Below are 14,792 nucleotides of genomic sequence, written 5' to 3'. Positions count from 1 at the left end.
ATATCGAGCGGTGTTGACCTACAGGTGATTTCATGTCGTCGTGACCGATGAGGGCGGCTACGGCCGGTTCGGGGCGTTGTCCCGCGTTGAGCTGGAGCGGTTCTTCTACCTCGATGACGAAGACCGCAAGCTGATCGCGGGTCGGCGTCGGGACTACAACCGCCTTGGATTCGCGCTTCAGGTCGTCACGGCCCGTCAGCTCGGCATGTTTCTGGCCGATCCGCTCGACGTATCCCCTGAGCTGGTCGACTACCTCGCCGAGCAGTTGGGTATCGAGGACTCCTCGTGTGTGAAGCAGTACACCGAGCGGGAAAAGACCAAGCTCGAACATGCCTGGGAGATCCAGCGTGAGTACGACCTGACCTCCTACAGCGAGGTCGAGGCCGAGTTGGCGGCGTGGGTCGCCGACCAGGCGTGGGTGAGCGGCGATGGGCCCAAAGCGATATTCGCCGGGGCAGTCGACTGGCTACGCAACCGCCAGGCGCTGCTTCCCGGTCCCCGGACCTTGGAACGTTTGGTCACCGATGGGCGACACACCGCTGATCAGCGGTTGTGGAATGCGCTGACCGATCAACTGACCGCCGGTTCGGGGTCGGCGCTACTGGGGTTGCTGGATGCACCCGAGGGCAGACGCCGTGTCAGCGAGCTGGAACGGCTCCGCAAGGGCGTGTTCCGGACCAGCTCCAAGGGGATGCTCGACGCCTTGGACCGGCTTGCTGACCTCATCGGGCTGGGCGGTCAATCCCTGGATGTGTCGATGGTGCCGCAGCGTCGGGTGATCGGGCTGGCCACCTACGGGTTGTCGAGTAAGGCGCCTGCGTTGCGTCGCCTTGAGCCCCGCCGCAATCGCCTGGCGGTCATGGTCGCCACGGTGAAAGTGCTCTCGGGCAGAGCGACCGATGACGTGCTCGAGTTGTTCGACCTGTTGATGGTCACCAATCTGCTGTCGAAGGCCGAACGTGAGTCGCGTGATGAGAAACTGCGCCGGTATCCGCGGGTCTCGCGTCATGCGGGCAAGCTCGCGGCGGCGATGAAGGTGCTGTTGGAGATGACCGAGGTCGAACCGGACCTCAGCTTGGAGATGATGTGGGATCTGATCGAGAACACCGCGACCAAGAGCGAGCTACGGGCCGCCGTCGCGGTGATCGACGAGCTGGTTCCGGTCGATGACGCCGAACTCAACGAGCAGCGCCTCGAAGAGTTGGCCGGTCGCCTGGCCACAGTCCGGGTGTTCCTGCCCCGGCTGATGCGCACCGTGGTGTTCGGGGCCACCGCGGACGGTGCAGCGGTGCTGGCGGCGATGAATACCTTGGGTGAGCTGATGACGACGAAGTCGAAACTGCCCGCAAGCTGGCTCGATGCCCGCCAGGTCGACCACGACCTCATCGGCGGCGGCTGGAAGCGCCTCGTCTACCGGGAAGGTCGTCCCCCGGAAACGGTCGACCGCGCCGCCTACACGCTGTGCCTGCTCGAGCAGTTCCATCGGCATCTCAAGCACCGCAACATCTTTGCCCCGCATTCGACGCGATGGCGTGACCCGAGAGCCCAACTGCTGGTCGGGCAAGCGTGGGAACGTGCCCGCGAGGCCGGGATGAACGCGTTGAACCTGCCAGATGATCCGGGGGCGTTGCTCGCCGAGCATGCTGCCGCGGTGGACACCGCCTACCGTGAGGTCGCCACGAGATTGGATAGCGACGGCCCGGCGACCGTCGACGAGGACGGTCGACTCCACCTCGCCGCGCTGAAGGCCGAGCCGGACCCGCCGTCGCTGGTCGATCTGCGCCGCCGGGTCGAGGCCATGTTGCCAGAGGTCGACCTGCCCGAGCTGGTCCTGGAAGTCATGTCCTGGGTGCCCGGGTTCACCGAGTCGTTCACCCACGCCTCCGGCAACGGCGCCCGCGTCGCCGATCTCGGATTGTCGGTCGCCGCGGTACTGTGCGCGCACGCGATGAACGTAGGTTTCAAGCCGGTGACCAGCCCCGGTGTGGACGCGCTGACCCGTGACCGTTTGCACCACGTCGACCAGAACTATATCCGTTTGGAGACGTTGACCGCGGCCAACGTGGAGCTGGTCAAGGCCCAGGCCGAGATCGAGTTGGCGCAGCTGTGGGGTGGCGGGCTGCTCGCTTCGGTCGACGGCATGCGGTTCGTGGTTCCGGTCCGCACGATCCACGCGAGACCGAACCCGAAGTACTTCGGCCGTAAACGCGGCATCACCTGGTTGAACATGCTCAACGACCAATCCGCTGGGCTGGCGGCCAAGGTGTTGTCCGGGACGCCGCGCGACTCGCTGAACTTCATCGATGTCGTGCAGCTCCAGCAGGGCGGAAAAGTACCCGAGGCGATCATCACCGACACCGGCTCCTATAGCGACATCGTGTTCGGTCTGGTGCATTTGATCGGCAAGAGGTACAGGCCGCAGTTGGCGAATCTGCCTGATCAGCGGTTGTGGCGGTTCGACCCGGGTGCTGACTACGGACCGCTCAACCAGGCCGCGCGGGGGCGCATCGACACCGACAAGATCGCCGCGCACTGGGAGGACATGTGCCGGGTCGCGGTGTCGATCAACGAGTGTGAGGTCTCCGCTCACGACGTCACACGCATGATCTCTCGCGATGGGAGCCCGACCCCGCTGGGTCAGGGAATCGCGCACTACGGGCGGATCTTCAAAACCCTGCACATCCTGCGTCTGGCCGACGACGAACCGTATCGGCGGGAGGGCAAGGTCCAGGCCAATCTCGGCGAGGGTCGCCACGACCTGGCGCGGCGGATCTACCACGGGAAGAAAGGGGAGATGACCCGCACCTATTACGAAGGTATGGAAGATCAGCTCTCCGCGCTCGGGTTGGTGCTCAACTGCACCGTTCTGTGGAATACGTTCTACACCAACCACGCCCTGGAACAGCTACGCGCCCAAGGCTATCCGGTGCGCGATGACGACGCGCAGCGGCTGTCGGCGTTCATCCGCACCCATATAGGCATCGACGGCCACTACGCCTTCCACCTGCCCGACCTCGGCGGCAGCCACCGGAAGTTACGTGATCCCGCCGCCCGCGACGACGAGTGAGCAGGCGTTGCCCAGTGGCTGCGGCCACACTGGTCGTCGACGCCGACCGTTCCATGAAGAGGATGGATTTGGGATGCCGAAATCGAAGAGGCGCAAACCAATCGGCCGGAAAGCCAGCCGTAACCGTCACCGTGTCCTGGGACTCGTTAGCTATCGGTATCCCCCGATCGGCTGGTCTGGCACTGTCCCTTCCCTAGCACTGTCGAGGCAGAACCAATGCCAGTCACCATTCAGATGATGGAACGCGTCAGACGCGCGAGAGGCGCCGGTAAGCTGGGCAAACCCTCCGCCCCCGCTCGAGCAGTTGCCCGTCATGGGGCTGGTCCGGAAGTAGATACCGTAGGCGTAGCGGTCCACACTGTCGATGCGGTAGAGCCCGAGCCGGTGACCTTCGAACGTCCGCGGATCGACACCGTCGCGCACCTGCTGTGCGGCATCATCGAAGCTGTGCGACGAGAACTGCCAGCGCACAGCGATCGGTAGGTCTGCGCTCCACGCAGACACCGTGAACGCCACCACCAGCGCAGGCGCAAGCAGGGGACTTAGCTCGGGTACCCGAAACCGCCGGGTTACGACTACCCGGGTCAGGTAGCCGATAATCACGCATAACAACCCAAACGACGCGCTGATCAAGAAAAACCACAACAGCAACGACTCTGCGCTGTCCGGGACGCTTGCCCAGACGAGTGCCCCCAGGCAAGACGCAACCGTGCAGGCGAGCAACAGGTACCAGGCGAGCTGTGACCGGAGTCGTCGCTTCTCCTGTCGACAGGGAAGGTTGTCGGACTGCGCCGTGCTCATGCCGGAAGCCTAGCCTGCAAGCCGGTTTCAATCCCCTGGCCCGGGCGGCGAAGCCCAGCCCATACACCTCCATGTGATGTCAAAACTCGCCTGCACGAATCACCGTTAGAGCCATCATGTGACGCTCAGTTTCACCTGCAACCACCAGTAGCAGCTCAACACACGCCGCCGCGTCGATCGGGCCGTGCTCACCATGCCGTCAGTGAATCGACCCGAACAGGCCGAGCTACCGCCGACGCCTGGAGGCCGGGTCGGTCTCGGCCTGCCACCGCCCCAGCGCCTCGGCCGACACCCTGGTGTATTTCGCGAGGCTACGCACCGAGGAGTGCCCGGACAGCGCCATCAGCATCGGCGTGGACGCGCCGGTCTCGGCGGCGTGGGTGAGCTTGCTGTGTCTGAGTTGGTGCAGCGTGAACGGGCCGCGCTTCATCACCGTTGTGTGTTCCTCGAACAGCGTCGCCGCACGCCGGTACGACAACCGGGCCCGCCGCGTGGTCGGGTCGATGTCCTCCAGCGCCACAGACGGTTTCGCTTTGCGGTCGGTGAGAAACAACGGCCCGCGCTTGCGGCCGGCGATCAGGCGGGGCAGCAGCCGCGCGGTGCCGGTCTGCCAATAGATGACGTCGCGGGCGCCGCCCTTGCGAACCACGGTCGCGCAACGGTTCACGGTGTCGAGATCTTCGACGTCGAGCATCAGGATCTCTTCGGCCCTGGCCGCGGTCTCGTAGAGCATCGTCCACCACGTGCGCTCCCGCAGCGGCGCGTCCGAATCGAGCAGCCCGGCGACCTCGTCGTGGGTCATGGCCCGGCTGTTGTCCGGCGGGGCCGGACGCGCCTGCAACCGCACCAACGGATCTCCGGTGAGCCAGTCCTGCTTGCGCCACCAAGCGCACGCCGACGCCAACGCGGTCAACCGGAGGTTGAACGTCTTCGGCGACTTCGCACCCCACACGAACACGAACCAGCCCGACACCCGGTCCGGGTCCAGCAGCGCCACATCGGTGTCCGCGCCGAAATCGCGTACGAGCCGGTCCAACGCCGCCCCGTAGCCTCGGCGGGTGTTGTCGACGGGGATCGTGTCCAGATACATCTTCACCCCATCCGCCAACCGCACCCCGGCCGCCACTGTCGGCAGCGTCCGTACCGCGCCCAATTTCGACCGCCTTCCGCGCTACGGCAGATAGTTTCCCGAGCCGCCCCATCGCGAAGGTGCCGTCGCGCCAGGACGACTCGCATTCTATGGCAGATAGTGTGCCGCTATCTGCCGTAAATCCTTAGCGCCGGATCGGGCGAATTTACTCCTCAACCCCCTCGCCGCCGCCGCGTGCCACCGGGATCGAGCCGAGCGGCCCAGCGCCGTGCCGCCTGCCGCAGCCGTAGCGCATTGGTCCGCCCCGCCGCCTCCAGCAATCGCGGCTCCAAATCCGCCACCACCTCCCGCGCCACCGCGCGCGTGTTGTCGACGATCACCCGCACCTTCGCCAGATCGATCCGCCCCGCCGCGAACGCCACCCGCGTGCGCGGTAGCGCGTCCTCCAGCGCCATCCCGATATCGATCAGCGCCGCAATGGTGGCCTCGTCGACCTGCAGCGCCACCGCCGCCTCCGTCGCCGCGAACTCCCCGCCCCGCACCCCATCCGGCCCCGGATCCGCACTGTCCGCACGCCGCCGCCGATACAGCTCCCGCACAGCGAACACCTCCGTCGCCTGCGCGGCCGCAGCCGCTCCGTGCGCCGTCCGAAGGGCGTCGATAAGCCCCTCGTCACTAATGGCACTGAAGTTCACCGCCGAGAGATCATCGATATCGAACATATGTTCGATTCTACGATCATCAACCCCCTTCGTCACCCCCCGAATCAAGGCGATTTGGTTGCTGACACGCCGGTGGTGTAACTTCGTTCAGGCAGTCAGGGAAACCTGAGGGCAATCACCAGGGGCTATGGCGCAGCTGGTAGCGCACCACACTGGCAGTGTGGGGGTCAGGGGTTCGAGTCCCCTTAGCTCCACCTTGAAGGGCTTACTAGAACACGGCGCTAAGTCAATGCCGTGTAGCAGGACGTCAACGCCGCCGCTTCTTTGTGAAGGGGTGGCGTTGTTGGTTTCTGTGGGCCGGGGGTTTGCATCTGTGGCGGGGGCGGGGTGTTCGGTTTGCCGCGTGTGCTGGATGGCGTGGAGGCGGCCGAATGGCTCTCGAAGGCTGTGGTCGGTGATCTGCTCGTCGTCGATGTAGAGGGCGTGGAAGATGGTCTGGTTGAGCATCCGACGCTGTTGGTCGTTGCATCGGCGATAGAGCTGTTGGGGGTCTTCGAGTAGTTCGAGTGCCACTTCGATGAGTCGGGCGCTGTCGGAGAGGTTCGCGGGCCCGGGGCTCCGAAACAAGAGCCGCGCTGCCGATCGTCGAAGTACCCAACCCCGGTATGGCTCCGACCTGCGGATGTCCTGCCCGGTGCGAATCCGTTGCTACAGTCGGTTCAACGCGATGAACGCCGCCGTGATCCGAGCCGGGTGCGCTTCGCCACCCCGATCGGCTCCGGGGCGAGCGTGGAACTGCGCATCAGGGGTTGCCCGGCGAGGTTGTCGGCACCTGGACAGCGCCATGATCACCGGTCGCGCGGGCTGAGGTCGGACTCCGTTATCGATCGGTGAGCGAGTCGATGGCCTTGTGCAGTCTGTCCGTGGCCTCGTCGGCGACGTCCTGCAGCACAGACAGCTCGCTCACGTCGACCATCAGCTGAGGGTTCATCGCCTCGATGACGACGGTCTCGCCGTCGGTGGAAGTGTCGGTGCGGACGACGACGTTGCATGGCAGTAGCACTCCGATCTGCCGGTCTGCGCCCAGAGCGCGGTGTGCCAGTGGCGGATTGCAGGCGCCGAGGATGATGTAGTTCTCCATATCGGCGTCGAGCTTGGTTTTCATCGTCGCCTTCACGTCGATCTCGGTGAGGATGCCGAATCCTTGTTCGGCCAATGCTTGTCGAGTACGCGCGAGCGCGTCATCGAAGGTGGTCTGCAGTGTCGTCGAGAGTGCAAGCTTCATGATCGGCTCCCTGATCGAGTGGTGTCGAGGTTGTGTGGCACGTGAATCCAGAGTTGCTCCGGCGGCGTGGCCGTCGGAGCCGAGCCAGCGCAGCTGTCCGCAGCTCACGTCAAGCAAGGCCACCCCGGGTTCGACGGTGGGTCGCCTCACCGGTGTCGTCTGCCCGAGGAAGCCCGGGTGTCCGAACAGCGCTCGAGCGGACTCGCGGGTGGCCGGATGTTCGGGGGTAACCCATTGTGCCGGGTTGTCGGCAACCGCGACTAGCGCCTGGTTGGCGCCGACGACGTTCGTGCGGGAACCGCCGAAGGCCAGCAGCGTTTCGCTCATCGCGGGCACCAGCACCAGGTTCGCTCCGGCTTCGGTGAGGGCGTGCACGGCATGTGGGTTGAGCAAATCCCGGCACACGATCACCAGATGCCAACCGCCGGAGGTGACATGCACCCGCAGCTCCGGCCAGCCCGACGGGTTGATGTCCTCGAGCACGGGCCGGTCGCCTGGGCGGAATTTGTCGTGGGTCAGCGGCCGGTCGTGTCCGCGGACCCAGGCGAGCGCGGTGTTGCGGCGCAGGGCCTTTGCGTCGTGGCCGTGTTCGTCGTCGTGGTGGTCGCCCCCGGCGATCAGCGGCTCGGTCTCGGCGGCCAAGACCGCCCGCAGCGCCGCCACCCGGTCGCGCAGCGACAATAGGTGCGGAACGTAGGGCGAACATGTCATGGTCATGCCGTCACAACGCTGCCCGACTCTGCGGAAACGCCGCTGTGGGCGGGCGCTGGCGGTGTGGCCGGCAGTCGCAGTCGTTTGAGGGCCAACGCGTTGACGGCGACGATGAGGCTCGATCCCGACATCGACAGGGCGGCGATCTCGGGGCGCAGGAGCAGACCGAACGCGGGCTCGAACACACCGGCGGCGATCGGTAGGGCGATGGTGTTGTAACCGACTGCCCAGCCCAGGTTTTGGCGCATTTTGCGCAGCGTGCCGCGCCCGATCCGCAGGGCTGTAGGCACGTCGAGCGGGTCCGAGCGCATCAAGACGATATCGGCGGTTTCGATGGCGACGTCGGTGCCCGCACCGATCGCGATGCCGAGGTCGGCTTGTGCGAGCGCGGGGGCATCGTTGACGCCGTCGCCGACCATCGCGACCTTGCGTCCACTGGCCTGTAGCTCTGCGATCTCGGCGGCCTTGTCACCGGGCAGCACTTCGGCGATTACCGTGTCGATCCCCATGCCACGGGCGATCCGTGCCGCGGTGGCCTGGTTGTCGCCGGTGAGCATGACGACTTCCACGTCCAAATCCTGCAACGCCGCCACCGCGGCCACCGAGGTTTCGCGCGGGGCGTCGGCGATGCCGATCACCGCCGCCGCGACCCCGTCGACGGCGACCAGCACCGCGGTGTGCCCGGTGGCGGCGAGGGTGTCGCGCGCCTGCGCCAACGTCCCCAGGTCGATGCCTTCGCGGTCGAGTAGTCGCCGGTTTCCGACCACCACGCGGCGCCCGTCGACCTCGGCGACCGCGCCGTGGCCGGGCACGTTCTCGAACCGTGTCGCCGCGACCTCAGCAGCGCCGTGTTCGCGCGCGTGGCGCACGATCGCCTCGGCCAAAGGGTGCTCGGACTCCCGTTCGACCGCAGCTACCAGCCGCAAAACCTCGTCTTCGGTGGGCCCGTTACCGCCGATCACCACATCGGTAACCGCCGGTACCCCCTTGGTCAGGGTGCCGGTCTTGTCCATCACCACCACCTCGATGCGCGCCGAGGTCTCCAGGGCAAGCGCGTTTTTGAACAGCACGCCACGTTTGGCGCCCAGTCCGGTGCCGACCATGATCGCGGTCGGGGTGGCCAACCCCAGCGCGTCGGGGCAGGTGACGACGACGACGGTGATGGCGAACAGGATCGCGGCGCTGAACGGACGATCGGAGAACAGCAGCCACACCGCGAGGGTCAGCCCGCCGCCGATCAGGGCGACGAACACCAGCCAGAACGCGGCCCGGTCGGCCAGCTTCTGACCCGGAGCCTTCGAATTCTGTGCTTCCTGAACGAGTTTGACGATCTGTGCCAGAGCGGTATCCGCGCCGACCTTGGTGGCCCGCACCCGCAAGGTGCCGTTGGCGTTGATCGTCGCACCGATCACCGCTGAGCCGATGGCTTTGTGTACCGGCAGGCTTTCGCCGGTGACCATCGATTCGTCGACCTCGCTGTCACCGTCCTCGACGACCCCGTCGACGGCGACCTTCGCACCGGGACGCACCAGCAGCAGATCCCCCACCACCACCTCGGCGGTCGGGATCTCCACCGGCTCACCCTCACGCAGGACAACGGCTTTGGGTGGGGCGAGGTCGAGCAGGGTGTGGATGGCGTCGTTGGCGCCGCCGCGGGCGCGCATCTCGAACCAGTGCCCCAACAGCACGAACGACGCCAAAACCGTTGCGGCCTCATAGAACACCTCCCCGCCGCCGGTGACCGTGATGACCAGGGAGTACCCCCACCCGCCGCCGATCGCGACGGCGACCAACACCATCATGTCCAGGGTGCGGGCACGCAGTGCGCGAAGGGCGCCGTCGAAGAAGATGGTGCACGAATAGAAGATCACCGGCAGGCTCAACACCAAGGCCCAAATGTCTTGGCGCATACCGAATGGCACGGGAAGGTCGCGGCCGAACATTTGTGATCCCATCGGCGACCACAACACGATCGGGATCGAGAACAGCACCGCAACCAGGAACCGGTTACGCATGTCCGCGACCATCGACGCCATCGACATGCCCTCACCCCCGCCGTGGCCCATCGCATCGTGCGGGGAGCGCAACTGCTCACCTTCGGCAGGCGGCGCATGCCTCGGGTACGCGTCGCTCACCGCGGTGGCTGTCGGGTATCCGTCGGAGGCGGGTGGATCGGGCTCGGTCATCGGGTCGCAAATGTGGGCGGGCACCGATTGGCCCGCGCAATGGAATCCGCAGTCGCGGACCCAGCCGGTCAACTCCGCCAGCGAGGTGCGGGCCGGGTCGAAGACCACTGTCGCTGTTTGCGATACCGGATTCGCTGCCACCTCCACCACGCCAGGACGCCTACCCAGGACGGCGGTTACGACGTTCTGCTGGCTCGCCCAACCCATCCCGCTGACGTCCAGCACGGCGGTACTACGCCCGGTGTCCTCATCCATGACCGGCGTTCCTTTCGTGAAAATGACTGCTGGACAAGCGATCCGGTGTCGGGGGTTTTGTCTCGCCGGTTCGGTGTCCACCGAGGGTAGTGCGGTTGCGGATTTTCGTTGTCCGGCATGCGCGACAACTGGTGACGCCACGACCACGGCGGCGCCAGCGATTTGAGGCACGGCCGATTGCTCACCGAGTACGACCACACCGAGTGCCACACCCACCACCGGCACCGGCGATGACGATCAATCGCCACGACCGCACCTTCCCGGCCACCGTGCACGACTGGGGCCGCCAACCTGTCACATCGGCTGCCCCATCATCGGGCAACCACCCATCAAACTGCACATCCACTGACACAACATCTGCATCGGGCTCATGGCATTGATTCCTTGTCCGCGGGCGGGCCGACCGCGCGCCCGACCTACCGGGTGCGGTCTTGTGATGCTCCCGATGCTGCCGTGCCGATACCCCTCATGGGTAGGGACCTTTGGGGGTCCCGTGGAGGTCCTTTGGCGCTGCTATGCGCGACCTCGTCCCATTCCTGCGCCCGGTGCGCCGGAGCAGACCGAGGTAGTCCGATAGATAGAGGAATGCCGTGAACAGTCGGTATCTGCCGTGGTACGCACTCGCACTGGCCCTGCTGGTCGTCGGTCTGGCCATTGGCGGAGTGTCGATGTCGACGCTGCTGGTCGCGCTGGTGGTGATGGCGTGTCCGGTGATGATGATGCTCATGATGGCCGGGCCCGGCCGTGGCGGCGGTGATGACCAACTGGGCAACCGCAAGCCACTCGACAAGCACAAGCGCCACGATCACGGCCCCACCTCCGGCCGGTCGTAGGAACCCGTGTCATGACCATCGACCCCACCGCAGTCGGCTACCCGCCCCGACGAGCCCGGCGCTGCTGGTGCGACCGACGCTGCGCCACTGCTGGTCGCTGAGGGCCTGGAGAAGTCGTATCGTCGTGGCGGCCTGCCCTTCTCCCGTCGCCAGCCCGTGCTGCGCGCGGGGTGGATTTGGCGCTTCGGCCCGGTGAGGTGGTCGGGCTGGTCGGTGAGAACGGCTCGGGCAAGTCGACGGTGATGAAAATCCTCGTCGGCGAACTGGCCGCCGACGCCGGTAGCGTGACCCGGTCCAGCCGACTGGGCTACTGCCCGCAGCAGCCGATCCTCTACGAGCGTTTGACCTGTGATGAGCACATCGAACTGTTCGCCCGCGCCTACCGGATGACCCGAGCGGCCGAACGACGGTCACGGCGAGAGTTGTACGCCGCATTGGGATTCGAACGCTACGCCGGGACCCGCGCGGATCGCCTGTCCGGCAGTACCCTGGCGAAACTGAACCTTACGCTCGCGCTGCTGGCCGACCCTGAAGTGCTGCTGCTCGATGAGCCCTCAGCCGGGTTCGACTGGGACACCTACCTCAAATTCTGGGAACTGGTGGCCCGCCCGGCGCGCGGCGGGCCGGACGGTCCTGATCATCAGCCATTTCGTCACCGACAACCATCGCTTCGACCGTATCGTCGAGTTGCGCGAGGGGCGGGCGGTGCCGCGATGACAGCTACCGTGGCTGTCCCTGAGCGCCGGCGCGCACTCGCACTGTTCGTCCGGTGTTTTATGGCCGACTATTTCTGTAATCCGGCCAACCTGATCGTGCTGGTGATCGTGCCCGCGGTGTTCGTGCTGGTCGCGGCCGGAACCATTACGCAGGCAATGGAATTGCTCGGCCGGGTCCTCGGGCCCGCCGCCAAGGTGGAGACCGCGACCGCCGGTTGGGCGGCCGGGTTCCTGTCCAGTATCGCCATGTACTTCCAGATCCGTTCGGCCCGTGCGACCGATCGACGACTGGTATTGGCTGGGCTGTCCCCGACCAGGCTCGTAGCCGCGCGGGCGGCAACCGGATTCGCGCTGGCCGTGCTGGTGTCGACGGTGTCGCTGCTCGCGCTGACCGCACGCACCGGAATCGACGCACCCGCGCGGGTGATCGCCGCGATATTGATGTTCGCGGTGATCTATCTGGCGATCGGGGCGGTGATCGGCGTGCTGGTCCCGAACCCGGTCAACGGTGCCGTGGTGATCCTGTTCGTCTGGATCATCGACGTGTTCATCGGCCAGGTCGGCGAGACCGCGGAACGGATAACTCGTTGGTTCCCTACACATTTCGTTGCCCGATGGATGGTCGATCTGCCCACCCACCACGGCGGCCGGATCGGTGATCTCGGCGCGGCCCTGGTGTGGGTGCTGGCCGCCACGGTCATCGCGGGCGCGGTATTGGTATCGAGTTCGCGGGTGTCGGCCACGACGGCGCGCGCTGCGGGTCAGTTGCGTACCGGTCTGCGTCTGGGGTTGGTCGACCTGCGCCGTAACCCCGTGCTCGCGGTGCTGCTGGTCGCGGTCCCGATCGTGTTCGTGCTCCTGGCCAAGGTCACCACCCCGGCCCGGTCGATGATGTTGACCTTGTGTGAGAACGCAGAACCGGTCACCCCGTCGTTCTGGTTTCCGGACGTGCATGCCGGGACCATGACACCGATGGCGATCACTGCCCTGTCCACCTTGGCCGGACTGTTCATCGTCGTCGACTCCGCGCGCGGCGACCGCAGACTGCGGCTGGCCGGATACCGCCCCAGCGCGCTGCTCGCCGCCCTGCTCGGTGTCATCGCCGTCGCCGCCACCGTGGTGACCGCTGCGGCTCTGGCCATCACAGCTACGGTGTTCGACGCCGCGCAGTGGCCCGGCTATGCCGCCGCCAACCTGCTCCTGGCCGCCACGCGATCCGAGCCAAAGGTTTGTCGAAGCGCTTCGGCGACTTCGAGGCAGACCTGGCGAGTCTCGTCCAGCCGGTTCGCCAGTCGCCACGGCAGTGCGGTGGGCCGCATGTCCAGCAGGCTTCGAATGTCGGGGCCGCCCAACGGAATTGGGTCACTCACCCCGGTTGGTAGCGGCTGCGTTTGCGGAACGAGTCGATGAAGAACCGCCCGTAGTTCTCGTCGAGGAACTGTGCGAGCGCGTGCGCGATCACCACCGGCGCGGCCCCATCGACCGGACGCAGCGCGTCGGCCAGGACCTGGCGAACCGACGCGTTCAGCGTCGCCGGGTGGGATTCGGCTGAGGTGCGCAGCGGCGAGAGCACAGTGGCAACCGTTGTCCGGATGTTGGGGTCGGTCGCCTGCTCCCACAGCACAGGATGCTAGGTGCAACAAATGGGTCAACGTCACCAACGGATCGTTTCCCGCTGGATCGCCGCACGCGGGGCCGTTAGCCGCTCGTGCGGCGGGTACAGCTGCGCTACGCATGGCACAGCCCCCGGATCGAATTCGCTTCCGGCATCCGTCGTCGCGGAGGCGACCGTGCTGGACCGATCCCCACACGTCATGCCGTTTCACACCACCCGGCCATCGCAGATCCCGACCCTGGGGCCGGGCGAGCCGATGCGCATAGACTCGAACGGGAGTTCGTCACTGGCGATCCGCTCGAAGGCCGTCAATAGTTGTGCCGCAGCGATTTTCGGGTGCAGGCGGGGATTCACTCGCGCTCCTCGACTGGGTCGGTGCCCGCACGACATTGCGTGCGTCATGGCGGGCGTACGCCTCGATGTTCTGCACAGTGTGCTCGACGATCCGATGTACCGCCTCGTCGGTGTTGTAGGCAATGTGTGGCGTGACAAGCACATTGGGAAAGCGCAGCAGGATGTGGTCGGCAATCAGCGCCGCCATGTCGTAGCCCTCGGGTCCGAGTTCCCGGAAGATCTCCGCCTCTTCGCGAATGGCATGCTCGTCGGGAAGCACATCCAAACCGGCGGCCCTCAACCTTCCGCTGTCGAGTGCGCGGAGGAGCGCGGGCACGCTGACGACGGTGCCACGCGCGGTGTTGATGAGGACGGCGCCGGGCTTCATCAACGCGAACTCGCGGTCGGACATGAGATGAGCGGTTTCGGGGGTGGCGGGAACGTGCAGGGTGACAATGTCGGCGGCCGCGAGCGTCTCGTCGAGGGAGGCATAGCGGAATCCGAGCCGTTGCGCCGCCGCCGCGTCCGGTTGGCGGTCCGATGCGATGATCCGCATCCCGAAGCCACGGGCGATCTGGATGACGCGCAGCCCGATCCGTCCGGTTCCGATCACGGCGAGGACTTTTCCGCTCAGTTCGAATCCTCGCAGGTCGGAGTGCGAGAAGACCCCTTGTCGCGTTCTCTCGGTTGCGTCCACGATGTGTCTGGCCAGGCCGAGCAGCAGGGCGAAGACATGCTCGGCCACGGTGGCATCGCCATAGTCCGGCACGTTGCAGACGGTGATGCCGTGCAATGCGCAATATTCGAGATCAATGTGGTCGAACCCCGTCGAGCGCGTGGCTATCAGCTGCAACATCGGGAACTGGGCCAAAACTTCGGCGCTCAAGGTCGAATAGACGAAGGGGCTGAGCACCTCGGCGTCGGCGTAGTCGGCCGCGTTGCGCACGTTGAGCGTCTGAGCCGAACAGTGAACCTGGTGGTCGGGCTCCAATCGCAGACACGCCCGATGCTCCCACTGTTCGGCCTCGAAGATCGCAACCCTCATCGAAACTCCTCGGTCGAGTAGCCCGCCCCGGTCTCGTTCGTTGATCGGATGCTGTGCGCCACATCCATGTACCGACTGTGCCCGGTGCTCCGGTCTGCGTCGAGAGGCCAACGCCGACCGTCGACTCGACGTCGCCGTAGGTCGTCTTACGACGCCGATCCCTCCCAATGTCCGGCTCTTGCCCCGAAGCTGG

General features: G+C 66.0%; 11 protein-coding genes and 1 tRNA gene. 5 read left to right on the top strand and 7 right to left on the bottom strand.

Annotation, left to right across the window (positions count from 1 at the left end):
* Positions 1-40: 40 nt before the first annotated feature.
* Entirely contained in the window at positions 41-3,067 is a 3,027-nt protein-coding gene (locus tag OHQ90_RS34805; RefSeq protein WP_328404858.1) for a Tn3 family transposase, read from the top strand.
* A gap of 150 nt (positions 3,068-3,217) precedes the next feature.
* Here OHQ90_RS34805 and OHQ90_RS34800 read toward each other — a convergent pair whose 3' ends face one another.
* The 3 genes from OHQ90_RS34800 to OHQ90_RS34790 form a co-directional block, all read right to left on the bottom strand.
* A complete protein-coding gene (locus OHQ90_RS34800) occupies positions 3,218-3,868 on the bottom strand; it encodes a hypothetical protein (RefSeq protein WP_328404856.1) in 651 nt (216 codons plus the stop codon).
* Between the two features lie 226 nt (positions 3,869-4,094).
* On the bottom strand, positions 4,095-5,021 hold the full coding sequence (locus tag OHQ90_RS34795; RefSeq protein ID WP_328404854.1) for a tyrosine-type recombinase/integrase: 927 nt from the start codon (positions 5,019-5,021) through the stop codon (positions 4,095-4,097).
* A gap of 149 nt (positions 5,022-5,170) precedes the next feature.
* Positions 5,171-5,680, bottom strand: coding sequence for a DUF222 domain-containing protein (locus OHQ90_RS34790; RefSeq protein WP_328404852.1), 510 nt, complete (start codon positions 5,678-5,680; stop codon positions 5,171-5,173).
* A 121-nt stretch (positions 5,681-5,801) separates the two neighbouring features.
* Between OHQ90_RS34790 and OHQ90_RS34785 the strand changes: the two genes are divergently transcribed.
* Positions 5,802-5,874: transfer RNA gene (locus tag OHQ90_RS34785), tRNA-Ala, on the top strand.
* Between the two features lie 142 nt (positions 5,875-6,016).
* Positions 6,017-6,181 (top strand): hypothetical protein, encoded by a 165-nt coding sequence (locus OHQ90_RS34780; RefSeq protein WP_328404850.1) that lies wholly within the window; start codon positions 6,017-6,019, stop codon positions 6,179-6,181.
* Positions 6,182-6,500: 319 nt separating this feature from the next.
* On the opposite strand, the gene OHQ90_RS34775 is transcribed toward OHQ90_RS34780, so the two are convergent.
* Positions 6,501-6,905, bottom strand: coding sequence for a DUF302 domain-containing protein (locus OHQ90_RS34775; protein ID WP_328413318.1), 405 nt, complete (start codon positions 6,903-6,905; stop codon positions 6,501-6,503).
* A 713-nt stretch (positions 6,906-7,618) separates the two neighbouring features.
* Positions 7,619-10,057 (bottom strand): heavy metal translocating P-type ATPase, encoded by a 2,439-nt coding sequence (locus OHQ90_RS34770; protein ID WP_328404848.1) that lies wholly within the window; start codon positions 10,055-10,057, stop codon positions 7,619-7,621.
* A 590-nt stretch (positions 10,058-10,647) separates the two neighbouring features.
* Between OHQ90_RS34770 and OHQ90_RS34765 the strand changes: the two genes are divergently transcribed.
* Together OHQ90_RS34765 and OHQ90_RS34760 are read left to right on the top strand one after the other, a co-directional pair.
* Entirely contained in the window at positions 10,648-10,890 is a 243-nt protein-coding gene (locus tag OHQ90_RS34765; protein WP_328404846.1) for a hypothetical protein, read from the top strand.
* Between the two features lie 170 nt (positions 10,891-11,060).
* A complete protein-coding gene (locus OHQ90_RS34760; RefSeq protein WP_328404844.1) occupies positions 11,061-13,016 on the top strand; it encodes an ABC transporter ATP-binding protein/permease in 1,956 nt (651 codons plus the stop codon).
* Here the strand turns inward: OHQ90_RS34760 and OHQ90_RS34755 are convergent.
* A complete protein-coding gene (locus tag OHQ90_RS34755; protein WP_328404842.1) occupies positions 12,973-13,230 on the bottom strand; it encodes a hypothetical protein in 258 nt (85 codons plus the stop codon). The two genes, OHQ90_RS34760 and OHQ90_RS34755, sit on opposite strands and share 44 nt — an antisense overlap.
* A 274-nt stretch (positions 13,231-13,504) precedes the next feature.
* Positions 13,505-14,599 carry a hydroxyacid dehydrogenase gene (locus OHQ90_RS34750; RefSeq protein ID WP_328404840.1) on the bottom strand — a complete coding sequence of 365 codons (1,095 nt, stop codon included), beginning with the start codon at positions 14,597-14,599 and terminating at the stop codon, positions 13,505-13,507.
* Positions 14,600-14,792 lie beyond the last annotated feature (193 nt).

The sequence above is a fragment of the Nocardia sp. NBC_00403 genome, from assembly GCF_036046055.1.
Taxonomy (GTDB): domain Bacteria; phylum Actinomycetota; class Actinomycetes; order Mycobacteriales; family Mycobacteriaceae; genus Nocardia.
The sequence above is the reverse complement of the archived record's forward strand: the minus strand, read 5'-3'. Positions and strand labels throughout refer to the sequence as shown.

Coding starts and splice junctions, on each gene's coding strand:
- OHQ90_RS34800 (WP_328404856.1), bottom strand. CDS start 3,868: ATGAGCACGGCGCAGTCCGACAACCTTCCCTGTCGACAGGAGAAGCGA.
- OHQ90_RS34790 (WP_328404852.1), bottom strand. CDS start 5,680: ATGTTCGATATCGATGATCTCTCGGCGGTGAACTTCAGTGCCATTAGT.
- OHQ90_RS34775 (WP_328413318.1), bottom strand. CDS start 6,905: ATGAAGCTTGCACTCTCGACGACACTGCAGACCACCTTCGATGACGCG.
- OHQ90_RS34770 (WP_328404848.1), bottom strand. CDS start 10,057: ATGGATGAGGACACCGGGCGTAGTACCGCCGTGCTGGACGTCAGCGGG.
- OHQ90_RS34750 (WP_328404840.1), bottom strand. CDS start 14,599: ATGAGGGTTGCGATCTTCGAGGCCGAACAGTGGGAGCATCGGGCGTGT.